Source organism: Pseudarthrobacter sp. P1, assembly GCF_050156935.1.
Lineage (GTDB): Bacteria > Actinomycetota > Actinomycetes > Actinomycetales > Micrococcaceae > Specibacter.
Map to the genome: position 1 here is coordinate 2,812,921 of NZ_CP189584.1, position 21,077 is coordinate 2,833,997.

The window sequence follows — 21,077 nt, forward strand, 5'->3', positions numbered from 1 at the left end:
CACGCGGGAGGGGACGCTGTGGAAGTATTGCCGCATGGGTACTTTCATTGCACGCGTCCTGATCAATGCCGTGGCTCTGTGGCTCGTCACCGTCATCCTGCCCGGCGTCGACATGGTGGACTCCGGCACCGACCAGTTGACCGGAGGCAACACCACCCTCGGGACGGCCCTGGCGTTCGTCTTTGTCGGGCTGGTGTTTGGCGTGGTCAATGCCCTGGTCAAGCCGGTGGTGAAGATCCTCTCGCTGCCTGTCACCATCCTGACGCTGGGCCTGTTCGCGGCGGTGGTCAATGCCGCCATGCTGTGGCTGACCTCCTGGCTGACCAGCTACACGCCGGTGCAGTTCACCATCGACACGTTCTTCTGGTCCGCCGTGCTCGCGGCCTTGCTGATGAGCCTGTTCTCCACCATCGCCACGTCGCTGACAGGCCTGAACCGGCGGTAGCACCTACCTCCCCTCCTGCCACCGGCGCACCTCCGGGCGGGGTTCCGGGCGCCGTGGCGGCGGGGGCGGCTTGGGCACGTCCTTCCCCTCGTAGACATACTGCTTGTATGCCAGCACACCGGTTGCGACGGCCGCCGGTCCCAGCAGCGCGTCAAGCTTCGCCTTGGGCGCCGCGTAGGCGGGATCGCTGCTGGCGTCCAGGGCGCCGGCGTCGTCCAGATACCCGCCTATTTCATGCGCAGTCTTCGCCACGCTGAGCAGGCCCGCCGTGTCCGCGCCGGGCCGTGGACCCGACACCACAGTGGTCCAGTTCTCCGTCTGCGCCGGCTCTCCACCGGCAGCCGCGGTGACGATGTCGTTGGTGTTCTCGAAGTCCACCACCTCCACGCCCGGCCCGGGCACGTTGCCGGCCGCCGGGGCGCCGGCGATGATGGCCATCTTCACGTTGACCTCCGCCAGGAACGCGGGGTCCGAGGCCATCGCCGCAGCATGGATGCCACCTCCGCTGTGGCCCGTGAGCAGTACATCCTCCCCCGCCACCGCCCCCGACGCCGCGAGCGCCGCCTTGACCAGCTCCGCCACCAGAACGTTCTTCTGCTTGAATTCCCCCTTCTGTGCGGCAGTCATCGCCTCGAGGTCACCCTCGACGTCCCAGATGTTTTCCGAATCGAGGCTCCAATCTTCGGTTCCGGGCAGGTTGACGATCCACAGCGTGGTGCCATCCCCCCGGTCCACCTCGCGGACGATGATGGACGACGGCGCCACGCCGTAGGCGTCGTCCGAACCGGACACCACGCCCCGGTAGGTGGGAGCCGTGGCGCCGGCGGCCCAGCCGCCCAGCGCATCGATCCGGCCCAGATGGCCCGGGAACCCGGCAGGCCCCGACGGCCCGTCCGGGTATTTCACCGCCCAGTCCTCCGGCGGCACCCGCCGCATGGCCAGTTCCCCCTGCTGGAAAACCCCCACGCCGTCCAACCCCTTCCGCAGCCCTGCGGCCAGCGGTTGGGTAGGTGCGGCCGTCCGCCCCGCTCCCGTCCAGCCCGCCACCAGCTGCACAAAGCCCAGATCAAGTCCGAACAGGGCGGCCAGGTAGCCGGGCGCCTGCGCCATGGCCGCCATGCCGGCGTGGCGCAGCCCGTCGCGTTTGGCCTCCCGCAGGAAGGAGTCCGCTTGACCCCAGGCCACCAGTGGTGCCAGCGGCCCGGCGAAACGCAGCTCCAACCCCTGGGACCAGGCACTGTGCGCGCGCTGCAGTGCCGTCCACCGCACATTGTCCCGCTCCGCCTGCGCATACCTCGCCGCCGCCGTCCGGGCGGCCTCGGCCAAGGTGCTGACATGGTCCCGGGCCAGTTCGCAGCGGGTGGTGGACAGCCGGGTGGCCGCAATGGCCTCCCCCGGGTACAGCTGGGCGCCCGCGGCGGCGTGTTCGAGCTGGTGCCGCAGCGAGCGCACCGAAGCCTCCGTCGCCTCGAGTTCACGGGCAATCACACCGATGGAAACCCCAATGACGGCGATGGTTTCCAGCTCCATTGTGATGGACCGGTCGCTGGACAACCCGCAGGTGGAGGCCGTGCCGGTCACGGGAGGGCCTCCACCGCGCTGGTGGATTCCGCTTGCCATAGGTGGAACGAATACTGCTGGACCAGGTCCGAGGCAAGCGATAGCTCGTTGGCCGCTGCCGCCAGCTCGGCCCCGCGCTCCGCCAGCACCTTCTGGAACGCCGCCGATGCCGTCCCCGTCCAAGCCACCTGCCCGGCATTATGCAGGCGGCGCCGCAGGCTGTCGACCGCATCGGCCGCCTCAAACAACCGCGCAGCCAACGCCGCCATGTCCGCCGAGCGTGGCTGCGGTGCAAAAGCCGGAACCGACATTGCTTCCTCCCCTTCTGCGTCGGCGCCCACACGCCACCTTGCCGCCAGTGAGGACGCCCCAACATGCACTGCCGGTTCTCCGGTGCCACTGCCACTTGTTCTTCCACGCTAGAAACGCGCGGCCGGGAGCGGCAGTGGCCCCGGGACATCTGTCCATGACGCGGACCCCGCAACGGCCTGTGGAGGGCTGCGGCGGGGTTCATGGAAGAATTGGGGTATGTCTGATTCCACAAACGCCACCACCCGCATCCCCTCCGGACGGCTTTCGCTGGCCGCCTCCGAAGAGCGCATCGCCCTGGGCCCGCTCGACGGCCGCTACTCCGGTGCCGTGGCACCGCTGGTCGACTACCTCTCCGAGGCCGCCCTGAACCGCGACCGGGTAGCCGTTGAGGTCGAGTGGTTCATCCACCTGACCAGCAACAACGTGCTCCCGGGCACCGCCCCGCTCACGGGCGAGCAGCAGGCCTCCCTGCGCGCCATCGTCACAGCGTTCGACGCCGCCGCTGTGGCCGAGCTGGCCGAGATCGAGCGCGTCACCGTGCACGACGTGAAGGCAGTGGAGTACTACATCGGCCGCCGCCTGCCCGGCATCGGCCTGGACGAGCTGACCGCGCTGGTGCACTTCGGCTGCACCAGCGAGGACATCAACAACCTCTCCTACGCCGTCGGCATCAAGGGCGCCGTGGAAAACGTCTGGCTGCCCGCCGCCAAGGAGCTGGTGGCCAAGATCGCCGCCATGGCCGAGGAAAACCGCAACATCCCCATGCTCTCCCGCACGCATGGCCAGCCCGCCACGCCCACCACCTTGGGCAAGGAACTGGCCGTCACCGCGCACCGCCTGGGCCGCCAGCTCGCACGCGTGGAGAAGACCGAGTACCTGGGCAAGATCAACGGCGCCACCGGCACCTACGCCGCTCACTACACCTCCGTCCCCTCCGCCGACTGGCAGCAGGTGGCGAAGAGCTTCGTGGAGGGCCTGGGCCTGGCCTGGAACCCGCTGACCACGCAGATCGAATCCCACGACTGGCAGGCCGAGCTGTACGCCGACATGGCCCGCTTCAACCGCATCCTGCACAACCTGTGCACCGATGTGTGGAGCTACATCTCCATCGGCTACTTCGCGCAGATCCCGGTGGCTGGCGCCACGGGCTCCTCCACCATGCCGCACAAGGTGAACCCGATCCGCTTCGAGAACGCCGAGGCCAACCTGGAGATCTCCTCCGCCCTGCTGGACACCCTGGGTGCCACCCTGGTCACCAGCCGCTGGCAGCGCGACCTCACGGACTCCTCCAGCCAGCGCAACATCGGCGTGGCATTCGGCCACTCCCTGCTGGCCATCAACAACGTCCTGGGCGGCCTGGCCCGGCTGGACACCGCGGAGCCCGTGCTGGCCGACGATCTGGACCACAACTGGGAGGTGCTCGGCGAGGCCATCCAGATGGTCATGCGCGCCGAGGCCATTGCCGGTGTCCCCGGCATGGAGAACCCCTACGAGCGCCTAAAGGACCTCACCCGCGGCCAGCGCGTGGACGCCGCCCGCATGCAGGAGTTCGTCTCCGGCCTGGGCCTGTCCGCCGAGGCGCAGGAGCGTCTGCTGGCCCTCACCCCGGGCAGCTACATCGGCATCGCCCCGGCCCTGGTGGACCACCTGGCCGGCTAGGGTGTGTCTCCCAATGCGGCGCTCCAGATGACGACGGCGTGCAGGACGGCCGCTGAGCGGTAGGTGAGGGCCAGTTTGTCGTAGCGGGTGGCCAGGGACCGCCATTGCTTGAGGGTGTTGAAGCTGCGCTCGACCACATTGCGCCGTTTGTAGGCGTCCCTGTCGTATCTGACGGGGCGTCCCCCGGCGGAGCCCTTGCGTTTCCGGTTGGCCTTCTGGTCGTCCTTTTCCGGGATAACGCACTCGATGCCCCGCCCGCGCAGGTACGCCCGGATTGCTTTGGAGGAATAGGCCTTGTCGGCCATGGCCCGGTCCGGGCGGGTGCGGGCCCGGCCGGGACCGGGCCTTTCTACCTTCAGGGCCTCCATGAGGTTCTCAAACATCGGCGAGTCCCCGCCCTGGCCCGGCCCCAGCAGCAGGACCAGGGGACGCATGTTGCCATCCACCAGGGCGTGGATCTTGGTGGTCAGCCCGCCGCGGGACCGGCCGATGGCATGGTCCTCAGGCTCGTCGAGCAGATTCCTGTAATTCGACAGGTCCCCCTGTGTGGCGGGGCAGGTTCGTGCCGTGCTGGTGGGCACGGTTGACCGTGGAGTCGATCGAGACCTCCCAGTTGATCAGCCCGGCCGTGTCCGCGCGGGTCAGCAACGCCGCCAGGACCTTGTCCCAGGTCCCGTTGGCGGCGTTGCGGCGGTGGTGCTTCCACACGGTCTTCCACGACCCGAAATAGGCAGGGAGATCACGCCATGGGATCCCTGCCCGGTAGCGGTAGATGATGCCCTCGGTCATCAGCCGGTGGTCGTTGAAGGGTCGGCCCGGTTTCCCCGACGAATCGGGCATCAACGGGGCAATGGACTCCCACTGGGCATCGGACAACACGGAATAGCGAGAAGGCACCCATCAATCATGCCAAACCGCAAAACCACTGATTAGGAGACACACCCTAGCTCCACCGGTTGGCGTACGACGGCGGCTCCCACCCTTGTGGTGGGGGCCGCCGTCTGTTGTGGGGCGCCTGTCCGGCCTACGGCCACCCCTCGGAGTACCCGTAACGGTTGCGCCGGCCGATCCACAACGGACATGGCTGTGTGGAACCCGTGCGGGCTCCCATACACTCCAACATCGGCTGGTCAATGACCTCCCCCAGCTCATTCGTGGCAAAGTAGCGAGGGTTCGGATCGAACACATTCATCATGAGTTCGCAGTCGCAATACCCGCCGAGCATTGCCATTCGCCGTTCCAGCGTGGTGGCCCGCGGCGCCCGCAGTTCCCGATAGCGCCGCATCCACTGCGCACCATGGCAGCCGAAGTCCAGCATCCGCAGGACGTAGCACGCCAGACATTCGTGGCTCCGCGGGATCGTCAACGCGGACGAAACCGCACGCAGCTCGGCTTCCATGCCGTCAAAAGAATTCAATTCCATCTCAGTCCCTTCCTTCCACGACCAAGCGTTCCGCGGCCCCGGGCAGCCGGCCAGCCCCGTACGGAGTTTGGGGATGGCGGGGTCAACGAATCCTGCTGTGCAGGGCCGGCCGCGATCCAGGGACCGGCTACTATCGGATGCTGTGGACGCACCACCGCACCCGCACCCGGGCACGGCCCCGGCGCGAGGACGCTGAAAGGACCCGCACCCGTGCCCCAGACCGTCCCGATGGACTCGCTCAACGTTGGATTCACCGGATCCCTGATGGGCACCACCGCGTACACCAGCACGGGGGGCGAGACGATGCATGGCATCCTCCACCGCATCAGCGGCGGCGAGACCCAGGTGCCGGGCAGTGGTGTGCGGCTGGCCGGGGGCACCCAGGGGATCCGCTATGAGCCCTTCGATCTGCCCACCGGCACCGCCGACAGCGGTTTCCTGGGCGAGCTCAGGTTTACCCCGACGGAGCCGGCCACCATGTCCACCCTGTTCGCCACCGGCGGCAACGTCTACATCCGCGCCCAGGACGGGCAGTTGCGCTACGGCTTCGATTCACTGGCCGGCCAGTCCTGGACCACGCATGTGGCGGAGGTGGACTACCCTTCACTGGACCGGGAACATGCCCTCTCCTTCCACTACCTGCCGTCCGCCGTGGGCGCGGTCCTGACCGTCTGGCTCGACGGCGTGGCGCTTCCCCCGGTGTCCAGCGGCCATCCGGCCACTCACGGGGCCCGCCTGGGCGCCGTCTTCGGCTTCGGCAACGAGGCCAACGAGGCCAACGAGGCCAACGCCGAGGGGCTGGGCCGCGGCTTCACCGGCACCCTGCACAAGGTGCGTCTGGCGGCCACGACGGCGGCCTTCACGCCGTCGGACTTTGGCTTCCAGCCGCTCCCGGCCACCACCGCACTGGAAAGCTGGGAGCCGCCGGCTCTGGACCCGGCCAACTTCATCCCCGTGGCCAGCACCGATTCCCCGCGGACCATCCTCGCCAAGGCGGCCCTGGTGCGCCCCACCCTGCCCCAGCTGCGGTGGCAGGAGGCCCGGCAGACGGCGTTCGTGCACTTTGGCATCAACACCTTCTACGACCAGGAATGGGGCCACGGCACCGAGGATCCGGCGCGGTTCAACCCGACCGATTTCGACGCCGACAGCTGGGTCAGGACGCTGCGCGACAATGGCTTCCGCTACGCCATCCTGACCGTCAAGCACCACGACGGCTTCCTCTCCTACCCCTCCCGCTACACCGCCTACAGCGTCAAGTCCTCCCCCTGGCGCGGCGGCAAGGGCGATGTGCTGCGCGAGTTCCCCACCGCGGCCCGGCGGTACGGCATGAAGGTGGGCATCTGCCTGTCCCCGGCGGACTCCAACCAGGAGGCCGACGGCGTGTTCGGCAACGGCAGCGCCAAGAGCATGCGCACCATCCCCACCCTGGTGGCCGGCGACGACCGGGTGGGCAAGGACCTCCCCCGGTTCCACTACGAGGCCACCGACTACGGCGCGTTTTTCCTGAACACGCTGTACGAGACGCTGACCGAATACGGCCAGATCGACGAGGTGTGGTTCGACGGCGCCGGCGGCAACACCGCCAAGCGGGAGCTGTACGATTACCCCGCCTTCCACGAGCTGATCGGCAAGCTGCAGCCCCACGCCGTGGTGGCCGTGGGCGGCAGGGACGTGCGCTGGGTCGGCAACGAAGAGGCGTGGCGCGGGACAGTGAATGGGGCGCCGTCCCTGTCGCGGTGCCCGGTGGCGGCGGGCCGATCGACAGCGTTCCGGGCCAGATGGACACCGGGCTCGGCTCGCGCGCCTCGCTCCTGGCGGCGGTCGGGAGCGGAGCGGCCAACTGCCTGCATTGGTGGCCGGCCGAGGCGGACATGAGGCTGACGGCGGGTTGGTTCGCCCACCCAGACGATGTGCCCAAGCAGCCAGCCGCGATGCTCACCAAGTACCACGAGTCCGTCGGCCGCAACGCCGTGCTGCTGCTGAACGTGCCGCCGACGACGGCGGGCAGGCTGGCGCCGTCGTCGGCCACGGCACTGGCGGGCTTCACCGCCGAACGGGCGAAGGCCTTCACGCAGGACTTTGCCCTGGGCCGCCCCGCCACCGTCGACGGCGGCTCCACGGCCCTGCTCACGGACGGCAACTTCCGCACCGGCGCCGCCGCGGCGCTGGCGGCCGGGACATCCGTGGTGATCGACCTGGGCTCGCCGCAGCCGGTGGACCGGATCGCCCTCACCGAGGACGTGCTCAACCACGGCCAAAACGTGGAGGCATTCACCGTGGAGGCCGCGGTCGACGGCGGGTGGCGCCAGGTTGGCGGGGCCGGCAGCATCGGCGTGCTGCGGATCGTGGAGTTCGCGGACACCGCCATGGCAGCCCAATTCCGCGTCACCGTCACGCAGACCCCCGCTCGGGCCCGCCTGGCCAACATCTCCCTGTACGGAACGCTGGCCACCGCGCCGGCCCCGGTGATGGAGCTGTACGTGGACTGCACGGCGCCGACGGCCGGGACCGGGTCACAGGAGCGGCCGTTCAACTCGTTGGAGCAGTTCCGCCAGACGGAGATCGCCGCGGGCACCACCATCTACTTTCGGGCCGGCACCAACTGCGCGGCGTCGGACACGCCCTTCTGGGGCTACGGCACCACGGATGCGCCCATCACCGTCACCACCTACGGCGGCGGCGGGCCGGCGCACATCGGCGGGGTGGCAGTGGACGAGGCGCTCTCGGCGCTGGCCGCGCAGGGCTGGGTCTTTGGCCCGCCCCAGGAGCCGAAGCCGGCCGGACCGGTGGATCCGCGCGGGGCCGGCGGCTGAACCGCCCGTGTGTTCTTGCGGACATTCCCTGTCTCCGCCTGCCGTTTTCCGGGTAGGTTCGGCCTATGACAAAAGGCGACATCACCTTCCACACCCGCAAATGGGTCCGGCCCGAAGACCTCAACGCCAACGGCACGCTCTTCGGCGGCAGCCTGCTGCGTTGGATCGACGAGGAGGCGGCCATCTATGCCATCGTCCAGCTGGGGAATGGCCGCGCGGTCACCAAGTACATGTCCGAGATCAACTTCGTCTCATCGGCCCGGCAGGGCGATCTGATCGAGATGGGCCTGACCGCCACGCATTTCGGCCGGACGTCGCTGACCATGCGGGCCGAGGTGCGCAATATGTTCACCCGCGAGTCCATCCTGACCATCGACAAGATCGTCTTCGTGAACCTGGGCGAGGACGGCAAGCCGGCGGCCCACGGCTACACGGAGATCACCTACGACCGCGACCGCGTCCCGCACCAGCACCTGGGCCACTTCACGCCGACGGACTAGGGCGCTCTTGTGCAGTGGGGACATTCGCCCCCGGTCAGGTGGACGACGGGCGCTGCGGCAGGCGGATTAGAGCCATCCCCGGCTGATGGCCGTCCGGGCCGCTTCAATCCTGTTGCTGGACCCCGTCTTGCCAATGGCGGAGGACAGATGGTTGCGCACGGTCCCGGCGGACAGGTGGACGGTGCCGGCAATCTTTGCCACCGCCAATCCTGCACCAGCCAGCCTCAGCAACTCCTGTTCCCGCTGGGTCAGTGGGTTCTCGCCGTCCAACAATGACTCGGTGGCCAGCCCCGGGTCCACCACGCGCCGGCCTGCATGCACGGCCCGCACCGCCGCCGCCAGCTCATCTGCCGGAATGTCTTTGACCACATAGCCGGCGGCACCCGCCGCCAGGGCCCGGCGCAGGTATCCGGGCCGGTCGAAAGTCGTGACCATGAGCACCTTGCAGGCGGGCAGTGCGGCACGCACGGCGGCCGCAGCCTCGATTCCGTCCATTCCCGGCATCTGGACGTCCAGCAGGCACACATCGGCCCGGTTTTCACCCGCGGCGTCCACCACCAGAGCGCCGGAAGCAACCTGGGCAACGACGTCGATGTCGGGTTCCAAATCCAACAGGGCAGCCAGTGCCCCGAGCACCAGGGCCTGGTCATCGGCCAGCAGCACCCGGATCACCAGGTCACCTCCACTTGGGTTCCGCCGTCGCTGGCGGGGCCAATCTGCAGCAGGGCTCCTGCCATAGTCGCTCGTTCGCGCATGCCCCGCAGACCATTGCCCTCCTGGCCGCCGGGCCCCGGGCCATTGCCGTCATCGCTCACGCGCAGGCGCCGTGGGGAGAATTCAATCCGGCACTCGCTGGCCCTGGCATGGCGGAGGATGTTGGTCACGGCCTCGCGCAGCACCCAGGCCAAGGGCAGCGCCAACGCCGGCTCCACCGTTGCCGGATCGCCGCCGACAGAATGCCGGATCCCCGCCGCCCGGAGTGCGGATCCGGCATGGGCCAGTTCATCCGCCAGACCGGAGCGGCGCCGGCCGCTGACCGTCGCCCTGACCCCCGCGAGCGCCTCCGCCGTGATGGTGCGGATGTCGGCCAGTTCCGCGCGGGCACGGTCAGGGTCCACGTCCAGGAGGCGCTCGGCCAGTTGGGCCTTGAGCGCGAGGACCGTGAGCGAATGGCCTAGGAGATCGTGTACATCCCGGGCCATCCTGTCCCGCTCGGTGACCACCAAGTACTCGTGCTGCAGGGTCTCGTGTTCCGCACCGCGGCGGATAAGGACCGTACTGACGCCGTGCATGGCCATTAGCGCCACCATGATGCCGGCCAGCGAGAGGAAGGCCAGGCCCTGCCCGAAGGCCAACGGCAGGAGCACAGTAGCGGCGAGCCCGATGCCGCCCACCCACCACATCGTCGGCGGTGGCAGCAAGTAGGCGGCCACGCTGAGGAGGAAGGGCGCAAAGCTGAGTACGTCCAGGCCGATGATGGGGATACAGGCGGCTGCCACCGCTGCAAGAGCGGCGAAGAAGGCCCAGGGCTTGCCGTAGGAGTCGCTGGCTTTGCCCAGGCCGCCAGGGACCTTGAGGAAGGACAACACGTAGACGGTGCCAAACACAACGACCAGCACATAGCCGGTCAGCTGTGCCCACAGTGGGCCGTCCAGCCGTGCCACCGCCATTACCGGAAAGGCCAAGAACACCACCCAGACGGCTGCCATCAGCCATGAGTATGTGGCCCAGGGATTGGCCGGGGCCGCGAGGCCGACCGGCCCGGCCCCGGTGTCCGGCATGTTTTCAGTGTCCAGAGTGGGAAGGTTCACCGGCGTCCGCGCGATCCGCGGACGGCCCAGATGGCGGTGGCGGCGAAGATCAGGGTCCATGCCACCACATTAGTCACCAATGCCCAGAGCGGATCCGTGCCTCCCGACGCGGCGGTGGCGCCCTCCGTCAGCGGGAACCGGGCCAGGCCGGCGTAGCCGTACATCGGGGTGAAACGTGCGATGTCCAGCATGGTTCCGGAAAGTGGCATGAACACGTTGCCGAAGAAGGAGAAGAACACGAGCGACCCGCTGGCCACGCCGATGGCGTTCTCCGATTTGAACAGCAGTCCGGCCGCCAGCCCAAAGAGCGCAAACATGCTGCACAGCAGGAGCGTCAGCAGCCCGGAGGCCAGCCAGACGCCGGCATTCTGCGCCTGCGCACCGGTGACGGCGCCGATGGCATAGACGGCGGCAATGGTCGCCGCCGCCACGGTCAGTGCCACTGCCACCTTGCTGGCAACAAATCCGGCCGGCCGCATTGGGGTCAGGCCGAGCTGCCGCCCCCAGCCGAGCAGGGACTCGGTGGCGGCGGTCCCGGCGATGCCCGTGGTGGCCGTCGCCGCTCCGTAGGCGGCCATCGAGACCATGATGTAGAACTTCACGTTGCCGTGCCCGGCGGAGGCGTTGCCGCCGTCGAACATGTTGCCAAAGAGCAGGTACATGACCACCGGCATCAGCAGCATGAACATGAGGTTGGTGACGTCGCGGCTCTGGCGGACCAGTTCGATCCGGATGTAGGTGGCGTTCATCGATTCTCCTCGGTCAGGGTGAGGAATGCGTCCTCCAGGGTGGGGGCGGCAATCTCCAAGGCCGTGCCGTCCAGCTCGGTGAGCAGGGCCAGGGCAACGGCGTCGGATTCGGTGCCGGTGACGCTCACGCGTTCGCGGTCAAGCTCGACGGCGGTGACGCCAGCCATGGCGCGCAGCACCGCCAGCCGAGGATCGGCGATTCCAGCGCCTGCCAGCGTGGCCGTAACGGTGCGGCCGGCAAAGCCGCCGCGCAGCTCCGCCGTGGGCCGGTCCGCCAGGATGCGCCCGCGGCCCATCAGGATGGTTCGTTGGGCAAAAGCCTCCGCCTCCTCCAGATAGTGAGTGGCGAAAATGACGGTCCTGCCGTCGCGGGCCTCCTGGCGCATCGTGTCCCAGAATTCCCGGCGGGCCGCCACATCCATGCCTGCGGTGGGCTCGTCCAGCACCAGCAGCCGCGGATTGGGCAGCAGTGCGAGCGCAAACTTCAGCCGCTGCTGCTCCCCACCTGAGCACTTGGACACCTTGCGTTTGGCCAGCGCCGTGAGCCCTGTCTTCTCCAGCACCTCCGGTACGCGCTCCTTGCAATGGTGCAGCGCGGCAATGGCCGTGACGGTTTCGCGCACCGTGAGATCGCGCAGCAGCCCGCCGGTCTGCAGCACGGTCGAGACCAGTCCGGCGTCCACGGCCTCGCGCGGAGTCTGGCCGAAGACGGTGATGCTGCCACCGGAGGGCACCGTGAGTCCCAGCAGCATGTCGATGGTAGTGGTCTTGCCGGCCCCGTTGTGGCCCAGCAGAGCGACGATTTCGCCGGCCCGCACGGTGAGATCAACGCCGTCGACGGCGTTGAACGGCCCGCCTGGGGCGCGGTAGGTTTTGCGTACGGAGCGTACATCGAGGACGGTCACAGGGGGTGCAGATGCGGTTTCATCCGCGGTGGCGACCATGCCGGCAGCGGTGGCCAGTGGTTCAACAAGTTCCATGCCTACGAGTCTTCCGGACCCTGCCCCCGCGCAGAAGGGGCTGCTGTCACCACTTCGGCATGACAGTTGTCATGCACCCCGGATCAGGCTCGTGCGTGGTGGCCCGCCTGGAACCGCACGATCCGCTCCACGGCCTCCAGCACGGCGGCGCGGCCGGCGGCAAAGCTGAGCCGCACGGCCCGGGTGCCGCGCACGCCGTCGAAATCCCCACCGGGCACCAGGGCCACGCCCTCGGCCTCCAGCAGTGCCGCACAGTATTGCGCGGAGTCGGCAAAGCCCGCCAGCGCCGGGCCCAATTCGGCATAGAGGTAGAACGCACCGTCGGCCGGTGCGGCGGCGCCCCAGCCCAGCCGGGGCAGGTTCTCCAGCAGCGCGGCGCGGGTCGCGGCAAACTCGGCCACGGACACCTCAGCTTCCGCGTACGATGCCGCACTGAAGGCGTCGACGGCGGCATACTGTGCCGGGGCCGGCGGGCACAGCGCCACATTGCCGGCCAAGGCGTCGACGGCGGCCAGCAGGCCGTCCGGGACCAGCGCCCAGCCCAGCCGCCAGCCGGTCATCCCCCAGTACTTGGAGAAGCTGGAGATGACGACGGCGTTGGCGTCCAGCTCCCAGGCGCAGACACCGCGCGGGTCGGCGGCGCCAGCGGCCGGGTAGGTGATGCCATGGTAGATCTCGTCGCTGATGAGGCGGACATCGTTTCCGGCGCACCAGGCGGACAGCGCGGACAGTTCTGTACGGGACACCATGGTCCCGGTTGGATTCGCCGGCGAGGCCAGCATCAGCCCGGCCAGCTGGCCGTGCTCGCGCACCGCCGCCTCCAGCAGCTCCGGCGTGGGCTGGTACCGGCTTTCGGGGCCGCAGTCCAGCTCCACCACCTCCACGCCGAGGGCGCGCAGGATGTTCCGGTAGGCGGGGTAGCCCGGGCGGGCCAGCGCCACCTTGTCCCCGGCGTTGAAGGCGGCCAGGAACAGCAGCAGAAACGCCCCGGAGGAGCCGGTGGTGACGGCGACATTGCGGGCGGGCACGTCCAGGCCATACCAGCGCTTGTAGTGCCCGGCGATGGCCGCGCGGAGCGGCGCTGTGCCCAACGCCGGGGTGTAGGTCAGGGCCGCCCCGGAGGCATGCAGGGCAGCAGCCACGGCCGACACCGCGGTTGGAGCGCCGCCGCTGGGTTCGCCGGCGCACAGCGAGACGACGTCACGACCGGCAGCGCGCAGCTCCGCCACCCGGGCCAGGATGTCCATCACCTGGAACGGCGGCACCTGCGCACGCGCAGCCACGGACAACGCCATCGCGGCTACTCGGCCGCAGCCAGCTGGCCGCAGGCGCCGTCGATCTCCTTGCCGCGGGTGTCGCGCAGCGTGGTGGGGACGCCGGCGGCAATCAAACGGTCGACAAACTCGCGCGTGACGTCCGGCTCCGAGGCGGTCCAGATGGAGCCCGGGGTCGGGTTCAGCGGGATCGGGTTGACGTGCACCCAGCCACGGCCGCGGGAGTTGAGCTTGCGGGCCAGCAAGTCCGCACGCCAGCCGTGGTCGTTCATGTCCTTGATCAGTGCGTACTCGATGGAAACGCGGCGGCCGGTCTTCTCGTAGTAGCCGTACGCTGCGTCCAGGGCCTCGTCCACCTTCCAGCGGCTGTTGACCGGGATCAGCTCGTCGCGGAGCTCGTCGTCCGGAGCGTGCAGGCTCAGCGCAAAGGTGAAGGGAAGGTTCTCGTCGGCCAGCTTGTTGATGGCCGGGACCAGGCCCACGGTGGAGACGGTGATGTTGCGGGCGCTCATGCCCAGGCCCTCGGGGGCCTCGTCCACCATGCGGTGCACGGCGGTCATCACGCGCTTGTAGTTGGCCAGCGGCTCGCCCATGCCCATGAAGACAATGTTGGTGACGCGCTCGGCGTCGTGCCCCCCGTCCTTGCGCTTGCCGCCCAGGCCGCCTTCGGCAATCACGCGGTTGGCCTGGACGATCTGGTCCAGGATCTCCGCCGCCGACATGTTGCGGGTCAGGCCCGCCTGGCCGGTGGCGCAGAACGGGCAGTTCATGCCGCAGCCGCACTGGCTGGACACGCACAGAGTGATCCGGCCGGGGTAGCGCATCAGCACCGACTCCACCAGGGAGCCGTCAAAGAGGCGCCACAGGAACTTCACTGTGTCGCCCTTGTCCGTGGACAGGCGCTTGACCTCGGTCAGCAGCGTCGGGAACATGGCCTTCACCAGCTCCTCGCGGCCGTCCTTGGGGAGGTCGCTCATCAACGCCGGGTCCGTGGTGTAGTGCTGGAAATAGTGCACCGAAAGCTGCTTGGCGCGGAAGGCCGGCAGGCCCAGCTCCTTGAGCTTGTCCGCGCGCTCGGCCAACGTCAGGTCGGCCAGGTGCACCGGCGGCTGGGACACGCGCGGGCGCGAGGCGAATTCCAGCTTGGGGCGGCCCTCGGCATCCATGGCCTGCTTCCAGCCCTCGGCAGTGGGGCGCACCTGGGTGCGGCCTTCCAGCTTGGCGCGGCCTTCGGAGATCCGCTTGGCCTCGGCCTCATCGGCATGGCGGCGCTCGGAGGCCTGGTGCTTGGCGGGGCGGTCTGCGCGGGCGGCAATGGCGTCGGAGGTCTTGGTGCGGTGGTGCGCGGGGGCAGCGGGGGCATTTTCGGGGGAAGTCATCTTCTCCATTGTCCCATCCTGTGTCCAATGGCCAGATGTGTCCACTGGCCGCACACGGCGGCGGCGCGCACCGCCATTGGTGGGCGCCGCCGTCGGGCGTGGCTTGGGAGGAACGCCGCTAGTCGATGAATTGGGATTGGGTCTCGATGAAATCCCATTCCTTCGCCGTCAGGGTGCCGTTGGCCAGCTCGCCGCCCGCGGCCAGCACTTCCATCGCGACATCGGGCGGGAGGGACGCAGACTCTGGATTCTCGCGGAGCCATTCCTTGGCCCGTACGTCCAGTGCCAGCCACCACATGTGAATCTCCATGCCGGTCATCCCCTTCGATTGGTTCGCTTCGCTAGCGGCCTGGTTAAACGCTATGCCCGCCGGACGCCCGGAACAAGGGTTAGAAGGCCAGCCAGAGCAAGGTGAGTACGACGGCGATGGCCGGGAAGGTGAGCTGGACCAGGGCCGCGCGGACCTTCGACGGCGAGCTGGCCAGCAGCACCAGCCCGGCCAGGACCATGGATCCGGCACCGGCCAGCAGCAGGGCCTCGCCCACCGCCGCTGCCCCCACCGCGATGGCGATGATGCCGGCCACCGCGACGGCGCCCAGGAAAAGGTTGTAGAAACCCTGGTTGAAGGCCAGTTCCTTGGTGGCCAGGGCCTCGGCCTCCGTGGTGCCAAAGGTTTTCCGGGTGGCCGGGGCGGTCCAGCGCAGGGACTCCAGCACAAAGATGTAAACGTGGACCAGTGCGGCCAGGCCGGCGAATACGGAGGCGGCGATGAGCATGGTGGGCCTTTCCAGCGACGCGGCCCAGAGGGTTCCGGTCCGCTGGAATCAACCTACTGCAGGGCGGGACCGCGGAACGGAAGCGCGGCAGTTGCCGAAAGCCCACGCACAGTCCCGGCTATCCGCGGCCAAAGCCGGCGAATCCGCCCAGCGCCGGGCCGTAGTCCACGGCGACGGCGTCCACCCAGCCCGGAGCGTTGGTCGATTGGAGCCACGCCAGCAGCGCCGCCACGTCCTGGGGCGTACCCTCGGCGATGATTTCCACCGAGCCGTCGGCCAGGTTCGTGGCCGTTCCGTCCAGGCCCAACCCGCGGGCCGTACGGGCCGTCAGGTAGCGGAACCCCACGCCCTGCACCATGCCTGTGACCCGCGCCGTCAGCCGGATGCCCGCCGCCCCGGCGCCCTCCTGCCCAACCATGGCACCAGCCTACGTCCGGGGGCGCCTTCCTGGCCCCGGACGCGGTGCAATCATAGACAGGATTTCCGCTGGCGGACATGCTTGAAGTGGGATGGATCCACGTCGGCACGAAGCCTGCCTTGGCAACGCCGCGGGAGGGTCCCGGAACGAAGGGAACGCGCCATGCTCACTTTGGACAATATTGATCTTGACGATCTAGCCATGGCCTTGGAGTTCCAGACTGACTACGAGTCCTTTTGGTGGCTGGATCCGGCAACGGGCGAGATCGGCTTCTGGTCGGAGGTGGTCGAGGACGACACGGATGAATCGGCGGACGATCTGGACGACCGCGGCGTCATCAGGATCGACCCGACGCCATCGTACGAGGGCTTCGCTGAGATGGAATCCTTCGTTGCATCGCTGGCGGATCCGGGAGCGGTGCAACGGCTCCGGGCCGCTCTTCAGGCCCGGCACCCCTTCCGGAGATTCAAGGACACCCTCGTGGACTTCCCTGACCTTCGGCAGCAGTGGCACACATTCCACGACCACGCCATGCGCCTGCGCTGTGTTCAATGGCTTGTCGAGGCCGGCGTCGTGGATTCATCCGCCGCCCCGGGGCAGGTCCATCCGCACTAAGGTCGTAGATACCCGAGAGCAGGAGGCCCCATGCCCGTCCAGCGTTGCGCCGTCGTCGGAGGCGGGATCATTGGCACTGCCGTGGCCCGCGAACTGATGAACCGCATCCCCGGTGCCACCACAACGATTTTCGAAAAAGAGGACGGCCTGGCGGCACACCAAACAGGGCACAACTCCGGGGTGGTGCATGCGGGCCTGTACTACGAACCGGGCGGACTCAAGGCCACGCTGTGCCGGCGCGGGGTGGAGCTGCTGAAAGACTTCTGCGCGGCCAAGGGCCTGCCGTACGAGGAGTGCGGCAAGGTGGTGGTGGCGCAGAACGCCTCGGAGCTGGAACGGCTGCACGCCATTTTTGCGCGCGCGGTGGCCAACGGCTTCCCCGGCGTCCGCATGCTCACGGCGGCGCAGTTGCAGGAGGTCGAGCCCGCCGCGCGGGGAATTGCGGCCCTGCACTCCCCGTATACGGCCATTGTGGACTATTCGGCCGTCACCCGCGCCCTGGCGGCCGATGTGCTGGCCGGCGGCGGTCGCATCCTCTTCGGCGCCGAGGTCACCAGCATCCGGGACACGGGCGCCGGCGTCACGGTGGCCACGCGCGACACCGCCGAGACCTTTGACCTGGTGGTCACCTGCGCCGGGCTGCAGTCGGACCGGGTGTCCCGGGCGGCCGGCGATACCGTCTCGCCGCGGGTGGTGCCGTTCTTTGGCGACTACGTTCTGCTCGCCCCGGCCAAGCGGGCGCTGGTGCGTGGCCTCATCTACCCGGTCCCGGATCCGCGCTACCCCTTTCTGGGCGTGCATCTGACCAAGCGGATCGACGGCGAAGTAATGCTGGGGCCCAACGCGTTCCTCTCCCCCGGGCGCGAGGCCTACTCTTGGCGGCATGCCTCGCTCCGCGACACCGCCGAAACCCTTGCCTTTCCCGGGTTCTGGAAGTTTGCCGCCCGCAACGTCCCCGCTGCCATCCGGGAGGCGCAGACCGTGCTCAGCAAGCGGCTGTTCGTCCGGGCCGCCGCCCGGTACGTGCCGGGCCTGCGCCTGGCCGACGTCGTCCCCGGCGGCCGCGGCATCCGGGCCCAGGCCATGGACGACGACGGCGGCCTGCTGGACGACTTTGCCATCGCCGCCTCCGGCCGGCTGACCTGTGTCCGCAACGCACCGTCCCCCGGAGCCACCTCGTCCCTGGCGATTGCCGAACATGTGGTGGCGGGTGTGCTCGACCGGCTGGGGATCCCCGCAACCGGCTGAGCCGACACTGCTACCGGGAGGCGGGGATGGCGGCGGCTTTCGCGGGCCGGCAGGCCTGGACCGCTGCGTCCGGCTCCACCTCGGCGCCACGCGGACACGACATCGCCGTGGCCGCCCACGCGAACCCGATCCCCAGCAGATTCATGCCCAGGCCGCACACGAAGGCGGCAACGATGTCGCCGGGCCTGGGGCCAAAGTGTCCAAGATGCGTTGCCAGCACGGTGGAGAAGCCGATGAACATGCCCGGGTTCATCACCAGCATGGATGCCAGCAAGGGCACCCATGCTGGAATGGCCGGCCCGGCGATGGACGCCAGGAATCCCTGCAGCCACACCGCGGCCAGCGCGAAGAGCGCCCCCACCAGCAGGGTCCGGCCCAACGCCGTGAAGGACGACCGTGACGGTCCGCCGCACAGCGAGGTGGCGGCCCAGCCCAGAAAGATCCCCCAGATCGGCAGGTTCAGCACCGCGCCGCCGATAAAGACAGTGGAGGCAGCCAATACTGTGGCCGAGGCTTCCATGGGCATCCGTAAACGCATTGGTCCATTCCTTTGAAACGTCAAACGGCGCCCCGGCAGGAAATTCCGAAGGAAACCCCGGGGCGCCGTTTGAAAATGATTAGTGCTCTACTTCGGCGTTGTTTGGCTTCGGAATGAGCAGGGACATGAGGAGGGCCGCTCCGGTGATGGCCGCGCCCACCAGCATGGAGGAGGAGTATCCGCCCAGCGTGGCCCCGCCGGAGGCCATCTGCACGGCCGGCATGATGGCGAAACTCAGCCCGGCACCCAGGCCGAACCCGGAGGCGTTCAAGCCGGGCAGGAATCCGGGATTGTCCTTGGGCGAAAGCACCACGCCCAGGCCGTTGAGCATGATGTTCGCCATGCCGGCATAGGTCGCGCCCAGCAGCACTGTGCCGCCGATCAGCAGCGGCAGCGAGTGGACGCCCCAGACGGCCAGGATCACGATGCCCACAATGCTGCCCACCAGCCCGATGCGCAGAATGGTGCGGTACCCCAGGATCGGGGCCATCTTCCCGGCGAAGGGCCCCACCAGCCAGCCGACCAGCGCATACGGCGTCAGCAGCAGCAACGACGCGGCATCGGCCTGCAGGTTGAAGCCAACCTCGGCATTCTGGGCCAGCGACATCATCACGCCGTTGACGGTGGCGAAAACGCCCGTCATGGTCAGGATGGTGGTCAGCACCATGGCCCAGGTGGAGCGCTGCTTGAGCAGGGCCGGGGATGCCAGCGGTTCGGCGGTCCGGGATTCGAGCCACCAGAACACGACGCCGGAGGCCAGCCCGAGCGCCACAAACGTGCCCACGTGGGCGAAGTTGGCAGCGCCCAGCTTGCCGGTTTCGTTCACCGCCATTTGCAGGAACAGGATGGCGAGGACCAACGGCACCACGCCGCGTCAGTCCATCTTGACCCCTGCCGACGGCCGGGAGTCCGGAGCAATGCGCACCACCAGGTAGGTGGCCAGCACGCCGACGCCGGTGATCACCCAGAAGATGGAACGGAACCCGAACGCGGTGGCGAGGTATCCGCCGGCCAGGGCATCCACGCCCGCGATGCCGCCATTGACAGCCGCCAGCACCGCCCCCACAGTCATGCCGGCAACCATCAGAATCAAGGATCTTGCGGCGGCCGGCAATGTCGCTCCAGCGCGGACGGAAGAGGCCGAAAAGTGCCGTGCTGGTAAAGAATGCCGTCTGCGAGAGCCCAATGCTGACTTCATCGGTGTGCAATTCCCCGGCCATGGTGACCAGGGCCGGACTGAGCATGCTGGCGTTGAGCTGGAAGGCGGTGCAGGCGGCCAACAGGGCCACCATCAGCGCGCCGATGCGGATCTTCTTGGGTGTTGTCGCCAAAGGGGCTGTAGCAGTCGACGTCATTGTGACTACCTTTCATCGGGCATGGGGGTATAGGGAAGGGGGGTCGGTGCGTGTGCGGGTCCCGTTCAAGGACCACGCGGCCGCCAAAAGGTCCTTGAACGGCGGCCGCGGAGAGAAAAGTGGCTCAGCAGGCCTCGGCCATGGAGGCCCCGGGCAAAGCGAGGACTTTCGCCGCTGTGGCATGGCCCAGCTCGCAGGCGTCCCACAGCAGCCGGGTCTTGAGGTAGCCGGCCAGGAAGCCGGCGGCGAAGGCATCGCCGGCTCCGGTGAGGTCGCGGATGCATTCAACGGGCGGCACCGGGACGGTCAGCCGCTCGCCGCCGGGGATGTGCACCACCGTGGGCTCGGGCCCGTATTTGGCGACGACGACGGTCTTCGGCAGGCGGGCCAGGTTGGCTCCGGGCTTGCCCGAGTCGGAGAGCTCCAGCAGCGCCGCTTCGCTTTCATTGCCGATCAGGAAATCTGGCGCCGGCTCCGCCATCAGATCCAGTAACGCCTCCACACCAAAGTGCGTGAGCATGCCCGTGGAGGACGCATCCACCGACACCTTGCCACCGCGCCGCTTCATCCGGCGGATCAGATCGCAGGCAGTGTCCTGCAGCGGTCCGCCGTCGAACGAATAGGCCGGAACGTGCAGGATTTCCAGGCCATCGAGCCATTCGTCGGAGACATCGTGCAGCAAGGTGGAGGCGCCGCGCTGGGGCAGCATGGTCCGCTCACCATTTTGGTCGATCAGAATCACGATGGTGCCGGACTTGCCGCGGCGCTGGACCTTCACGTCCACGCCGCGGCCCTCCAGATCGTCCACCAGGAACCGGCCCACGTGGTCGTCGCCCACGCAGCCCAGGAAGCGCGTCGGATGCAGCGCGGCGGCAAACCCGGCCACATTGGCCCCGCTGCCGCCGCGGGTGTGGAAGATTTCCACCTTGCTGTCAGTGCCACGGTCAGCTGCGCCTCGGCCGATGCGGCAAAGGCCGCCGCCTCCTCGTGCCTGACATGGATCCAGTCGATGCCGCCCTTGGCCGAGCCGCCGGTCTTGCGGACGGCGTCGACTATCGGGTTGAGGCTGTCCCAGACAATTCCGTAGATCCGCCGGACGCCGGCGGCCTGGAGCTGTTCGATGAGCTGGGTGGCAAGTTCCTTGGCCATGGTGGTCTCCTGCGTCTTGGCGGTGGATGGACGGCGGTGGACGGAGGGTGCGTGCCGCCAGGGTTGGCTG

At 68.5% G+C, this 21,077-nt stretch carries 24 protein-coding genes and 1 pseudogene; 7 read left to right on the forward strand and 18 right to left on the reverse strand.

Annotated features, from left to right (window positions below):
* The first annotated feature begins 34 nt into the window (after nt 1-34).
* Nucleotides 35-445 (forward strand): phage holin family protein, encoded by a 411-nt coding sequence (locus tag ACQCSX_RS13270; protein ID WP_427015778.1) that lies wholly within the window; start codon nt 35-37, stop codon nt 443-445.
* A gap of 3 nt (nt 446-448) precedes the next feature.
* Here the strand turns inward: ACQCSX_RS13270 and ACQCSX_RS13275 are convergent, their stop codons facing one another.
* A complete protein-coding gene (locus ACQCSX_RS13275; RefSeq protein ID WP_427015779.1) occupies nt 449-2,026 on the reverse strand; it encodes a hypothetical protein in 1,578 nt (525 codons plus the stop codon).
* Nucleotides 2,023-2,346 (reverse strand): hypothetical protein, encoded by a 324-nt coding sequence (locus ACQCSX_RS13280; RefSeq protein WP_427015780.1) that lies wholly within the window; start codon nt 2,344-2,346, stop codon nt 2,023-2,025. The genes ACQCSX_RS13275 and ACQCSX_RS13280 overlap by 4 nt, the downstream gene beginning before the upstream one ends.
* A gap of 187 nt (nt 2,347-2,533) precedes the next feature.
* On the opposite strand from ACQCSX_RS13280, the gene purB reads away from it, so the two are divergent.
* On the forward strand, nt 2,534-3,976 hold the full coding sequence (purB, locus tag ACQCSX_RS13285; protein ID WP_427015781.1) for an adenylosuccinate lyase: 1,443 nt from the start codon (nt 2,534-2,536) through the stop codon (nt 3,974-3,976).
* Here the strand turns inward: purB and ACQCSX_RS13290 are convergent.
* Nucleotides 3,973-4,816, reverse strand: a protein-coding gene (locus ACQCSX_RS13290; protein WP_427018933.1) for an IS5 family transposase whose coding sequence is annotated in 2 segments (ribosomal slippage) — nt 3,973-4,509 and nt 4,511-4,816 — 843 coding nt in all. Because the reading frame shifts where the segments join, the coding sequence is not laid out codon by codon here. The two genes, purB and ACQCSX_RS13290, sit on opposite strands and share 4 nt — an antisense overlap.
* 184 nt (nt 4,817-5,000) lie before the next feature.
* Nucleotides 5,001-5,399, reverse strand: a complete 399-nt coding sequence (locus tag ACQCSX_RS13295; protein ID WP_427015782.1) for a DUF2695 domain-containing protein — start codon at nt 5,397-5,399, stop codon at nt 5,001-5,003.
* A gap of 210 nt (nt 5,400-5,609) precedes the next feature.
* On the opposite strand from ACQCSX_RS13295, the gene ACQCSX_RS13300 reads away from it, so the two are divergent.
* The 3 genes from ACQCSX_RS13300 to ACQCSX_RS13310 all read left to right on the forward strand — a co-directional run bounded on the left by ACQCSX_RS13300 (nt 5,610) and on the right by ACQCSX_RS13310 (nt 8,715).
* Nucleotides 5,610-7,277, forward strand: a complete 1,668-nt coding sequence (locus ACQCSX_RS13300) for an alpha-L-fucosidase (protein ID WP_427015783.1) — start codon at nt 5,610-5,612, stop codon at nt 7,275-7,277.
* Between the two features lie 35 nt (nt 7,278-7,312).
* Nucleotides 7,313-8,215, forward strand: a complete 903-nt coding sequence (locus ACQCSX_RS13305; protein WP_427015784.1) for a hypothetical protein — start codon at nt 7,313-7,315, stop codon at nt 8,213-8,215.
* Between the two features lie 65 nt (nt 8,216-8,280).
* Entirely contained in the window at nt 8,281-8,715 is a 435-nt protein-coding gene (locus ACQCSX_RS13310; protein ID WP_427015785.1) for an acyl-CoA thioesterase, read from the forward strand.
* A gap of 66 nt (nt 8,716-8,781) precedes the next feature.
* On the opposite strand, the gene ACQCSX_RS13315 is transcribed toward ACQCSX_RS13310, so the two are convergent.
* The 9 genes from ACQCSX_RS13315 to ACQCSX_RS13355 form a co-directional block, all read right to left on the reverse strand.
* Nucleotides 8,782-9,387 carry a response regulator gene (locus ACQCSX_RS13315; RefSeq protein ID WP_427015786.1) on the reverse strand — a complete coding sequence of 202 codons (606 nt, stop codon included), beginning with the start codon at nt 9,385-9,387 and terminating at the stop codon, nt 8,782-8,784.
* A complete protein-coding gene (locus ACQCSX_RS13320) occupies nt 9,384-10,586 on the reverse strand; it encodes a sensor histidine kinase (protein WP_427015787.1) in 1,203 nt (400 codons plus the stop codon). The genes ACQCSX_RS13315 and ACQCSX_RS13320 overlap by 4 nt, the downstream gene beginning before the upstream one ends.
* The gene (locus ACQCSX_RS13325; RefSeq protein ID WP_427015788.1) at nt 10,523-11,275 is read right to left on the reverse strand and encodes an ABC transporter permease; all 753 of its coding nucleotides are present in this window, start codon (nt 11,273-11,275) and stop codon (nt 10,523-10,525) included. Before ACQCSX_RS13325 ends, ACQCSX_RS13320 begins: the two co-directional genes overlap by 64 nt.
* Nucleotides 11,272-12,255: an ABC transporter ATP-binding protein gene (locus ACQCSX_RS13330; RefSeq protein WP_427015789.1), complete on the reverse strand. Its 984-nt coding sequence runs from the start codon at nt 12,253-12,255 to the stop codon at nt 11,272-11,274. Before ACQCSX_RS13330 ends, ACQCSX_RS13325 begins: the two co-directional genes overlap by 4 nt.
* A gap of 83 nt (nt 12,256-12,338) precedes the next feature.
* On the reverse strand, nt 12,339-13,550 hold the full coding sequence (locus ACQCSX_RS13335; RefSeq protein ID WP_427015790.1) for a pyridoxal phosphate-dependent aminotransferase: 1,212 nt from the start codon (nt 13,548-13,550) through the stop codon (nt 12,339-12,341).
* Nucleotides 13,551-13,555: 5 nt separating this feature from the next.
* A complete protein-coding gene (gene rlmN / locus ACQCSX_RS13340; RefSeq protein ID WP_427015791.1) occupies nt 13,556-14,908 on the reverse strand; it encodes a 23S rRNA (adenine(2503)-C(2))-methyltransferase RlmN in 1,353 nt (450 codons plus the stop codon).
* A 118-nt stretch (nt 14,909-15,026) separates the two neighbouring features.
* On the reverse strand, nt 15,027-15,218 hold the full coding sequence (locus ACQCSX_RS13345) for a hypothetical protein (RefSeq protein WP_427015792.1): 192 nt from the start codon (nt 15,216-15,218) through the stop codon (nt 15,027-15,029).
* Between the two features lie 79 nt (nt 15,219-15,297).
* On the reverse strand, nt 15,298-15,684 hold the full coding sequence (locus ACQCSX_RS13350) for a DUF1304 domain-containing protein (protein ID WP_427015793.1): 387 nt from the start codon (nt 15,682-15,684) through the stop codon (nt 15,298-15,300).
* A 118-nt stretch (nt 15,685-15,802) separates the two neighbouring features.
* The gene (locus tag ACQCSX_RS13355; RefSeq protein WP_427015794.1) at nt 15,803-16,102 is read right to left on the reverse strand and encodes an acylphosphatase; all 300 of its coding nucleotides are present in this window, start codon (nt 16,100-16,102) and stop codon (nt 15,803-15,805) included.
* Nucleotides 16,103-16,264: 162 nt separating this feature from the next.
* Between ACQCSX_RS13355 and ACQCSX_RS13360 the strand changes: the two genes are divergently transcribed.
* Nucleotides 16,265-16,717: a UPF0158 family protein gene (locus ACQCSX_RS13360; protein ID WP_427015795.1), complete on the forward strand. Its 453-nt coding sequence runs from the start codon at nt 16,265-16,267 to the stop codon at nt 16,715-16,717.
* A 30-nt stretch (nt 16,718-16,747) separates the two neighbouring features.
* On the forward strand, nt 16,748-17,965 hold the full coding sequence (lhgO, locus tag ACQCSX_RS13365; RefSeq protein WP_427015796.1) for an L-2-hydroxyglutarate oxidase: 1,218 nt from the start codon (nt 16,748-16,750) through the stop codon (nt 17,963-17,965).
* Nucleotides 17,966-17,975: 10 nt separating this feature from the next.
* On the opposite strand, the gene ACQCSX_RS13370 is transcribed toward lhgO, so the two are convergent.
* The 5 genes and pseudogenes from ACQCSX_RS13370 to ACQCSX_RS13390 all read right to left on the reverse strand — a co-directional run.
* A complete protein-coding gene (locus ACQCSX_RS13370) occupies nt 17,976-18,491 on the reverse strand; it encodes a DUF1097 domain-containing protein (RefSeq protein ID WP_427015797.1) in 516 nt (171 codons plus the stop codon).
* Between the two features lie 91 nt (nt 18,492-18,582).
* Nucleotides 18,583-19,371: a hypothetical protein gene (locus tag ACQCSX_RS13375; RefSeq protein ID WP_427015798.1), complete on the reverse strand. Its 789-nt coding sequence runs from the start codon at nt 19,369-19,371 to the stop codon at nt 18,583-18,585.
* Nucleotides 19,372-19,377: 6 nt separating this feature from the next.
* A complete protein-coding gene (locus ACQCSX_RS13380; protein WP_427015799.1) occupies nt 19,378-19,575 on the reverse strand; it encodes a hypothetical protein in 198 nt (65 codons plus the stop codon).
* A gap of 407 nt (nt 19,576-19,982) precedes the next feature.
* Nucleotides 19,983-20,783: a carbohydrate kinase family protein gene (locus ACQCSX_RS13385; RefSeq protein WP_427015800.1), complete on the reverse strand. Its 801-nt coding sequence runs from the start codon at nt 20,781-20,783 to the stop codon at nt 19,983-19,985.
* Nucleotides 20,735-21,007, reverse strand: a pseudogene (locus tag ACQCSX_RS13390) (thiamine pyrophosphate-binding protein); the annotation flags it as partial. The pseudogene ACQCSX_RS13390 and the gene ACQCSX_RS13385, both read right to left, overlap by 49 nt.
* Between the last annotated feature and the right edge of the window lie 70 nt (nt 21,008-21,077).

Coding starts and splice junctions, on each gene's coding strand:
- ACQCSX_RS13270 (WP_427015778.1), top strand. CDS start 35: ATGGGTACTTTCATTGCACGCGTCCTGATCAATGCCGTGGCTCTGTGG.
- purB (WP_427015781.1), top strand. CDS start 2,534: ATGTCTGATTCCACAAACGCCACCACCCGCATCCCCTCCGGACGGCTT.
- ACQCSX_RS13295 (WP_427015782.1), bottom strand. CDS start 5,399: ATGGAATTGAATTCTTTTGACGGCATGGAAGCCGAGCTGCGTGCGGTT.
- ACQCSX_RS13310 (WP_427015785.1), top strand. CDS start 8,281: ATGACAAAAGGCGACATCACCTTCCACACCCGCAAATGGGTCCGGCCC.
- ACQCSX_RS13320 (WP_427015787.1), bottom strand. CDS start 10,586: ATGGACCCTGATCTTCGCCGCCACCGCCATCTGGGCCGTCCGCGGATC.
- ACQCSX_RS13325 (WP_427015788.1), bottom strand. CDS start 11,275: ATGAACGCCACCTACATCCGGATCGAACTGGTCCGCCAGAGCCGCGAC.
- ACQCSX_RS13330 (WP_427015789.1), bottom strand. CDS start 12,255: ATGGAACTTGTTGAACCACTGGCCACCGCTGCCGGCATGGTCGCCACC.
- ACQCSX_RS13335 (WP_427015790.1), bottom strand. CDS start 13,550: ATGGCGTTGTCCGTGGCTGCGCGTGCGCAGGTGCCGCCGTTCCAGGTG.
- rlmN (WP_427015791.1), bottom strand. CDS start 14,908: ATGACTTCCCCCGAAAATGCCCCCGCTGCCCCCGCGCACCACCGCACC.
- ACQCSX_RS13345 (WP_427015792.1), bottom strand. CDS start 15,218: ATGGAGATTCACATGTGGTGGCTGGCACTGGACGTACGGGCCAAGGAA.
- ACQCSX_RS13350 (WP_427015793.1), bottom strand. CDS start 15,684: ATGCTCATCGCCGCCTCCGTATTCGCCGGCCTGGCCGCACTGGTCCAC.
- ACQCSX_RS13355 (WP_427015794.1), bottom strand. CDS start 16,102: ATGGTTGGGCAGGAGGGCGCCGGGGCGGCGGGCATCCGGCTGACGGCG.
- ACQCSX_RS13360 (WP_427015795.1), top strand. CDS start 16,265: ATGCTCACTTTGGACAATATTGATCTTGACGATCTAGCCATGGCCTTG.
- lhgO (WP_427015796.1), top strand. CDS start 16,748: ATGCCCGTCCAGCGTTGCGCCGTCGTCGGAGGCGGGATCATTGGCACT.
- ACQCSX_RS13370 (WP_427015797.1), bottom strand. CDS start 18,491: ATGCCCATGGAAGCCTCGGCCACAGTATTGGCTGCCTCCACTGTCTTT.
- ACQCSX_RS13380 (WP_427015799.1), bottom strand. CDS start 19,575: ATGACTGTGGGGGCGGTGCTGGCGGCTGTCAATGGCGGCATCGCGGGC.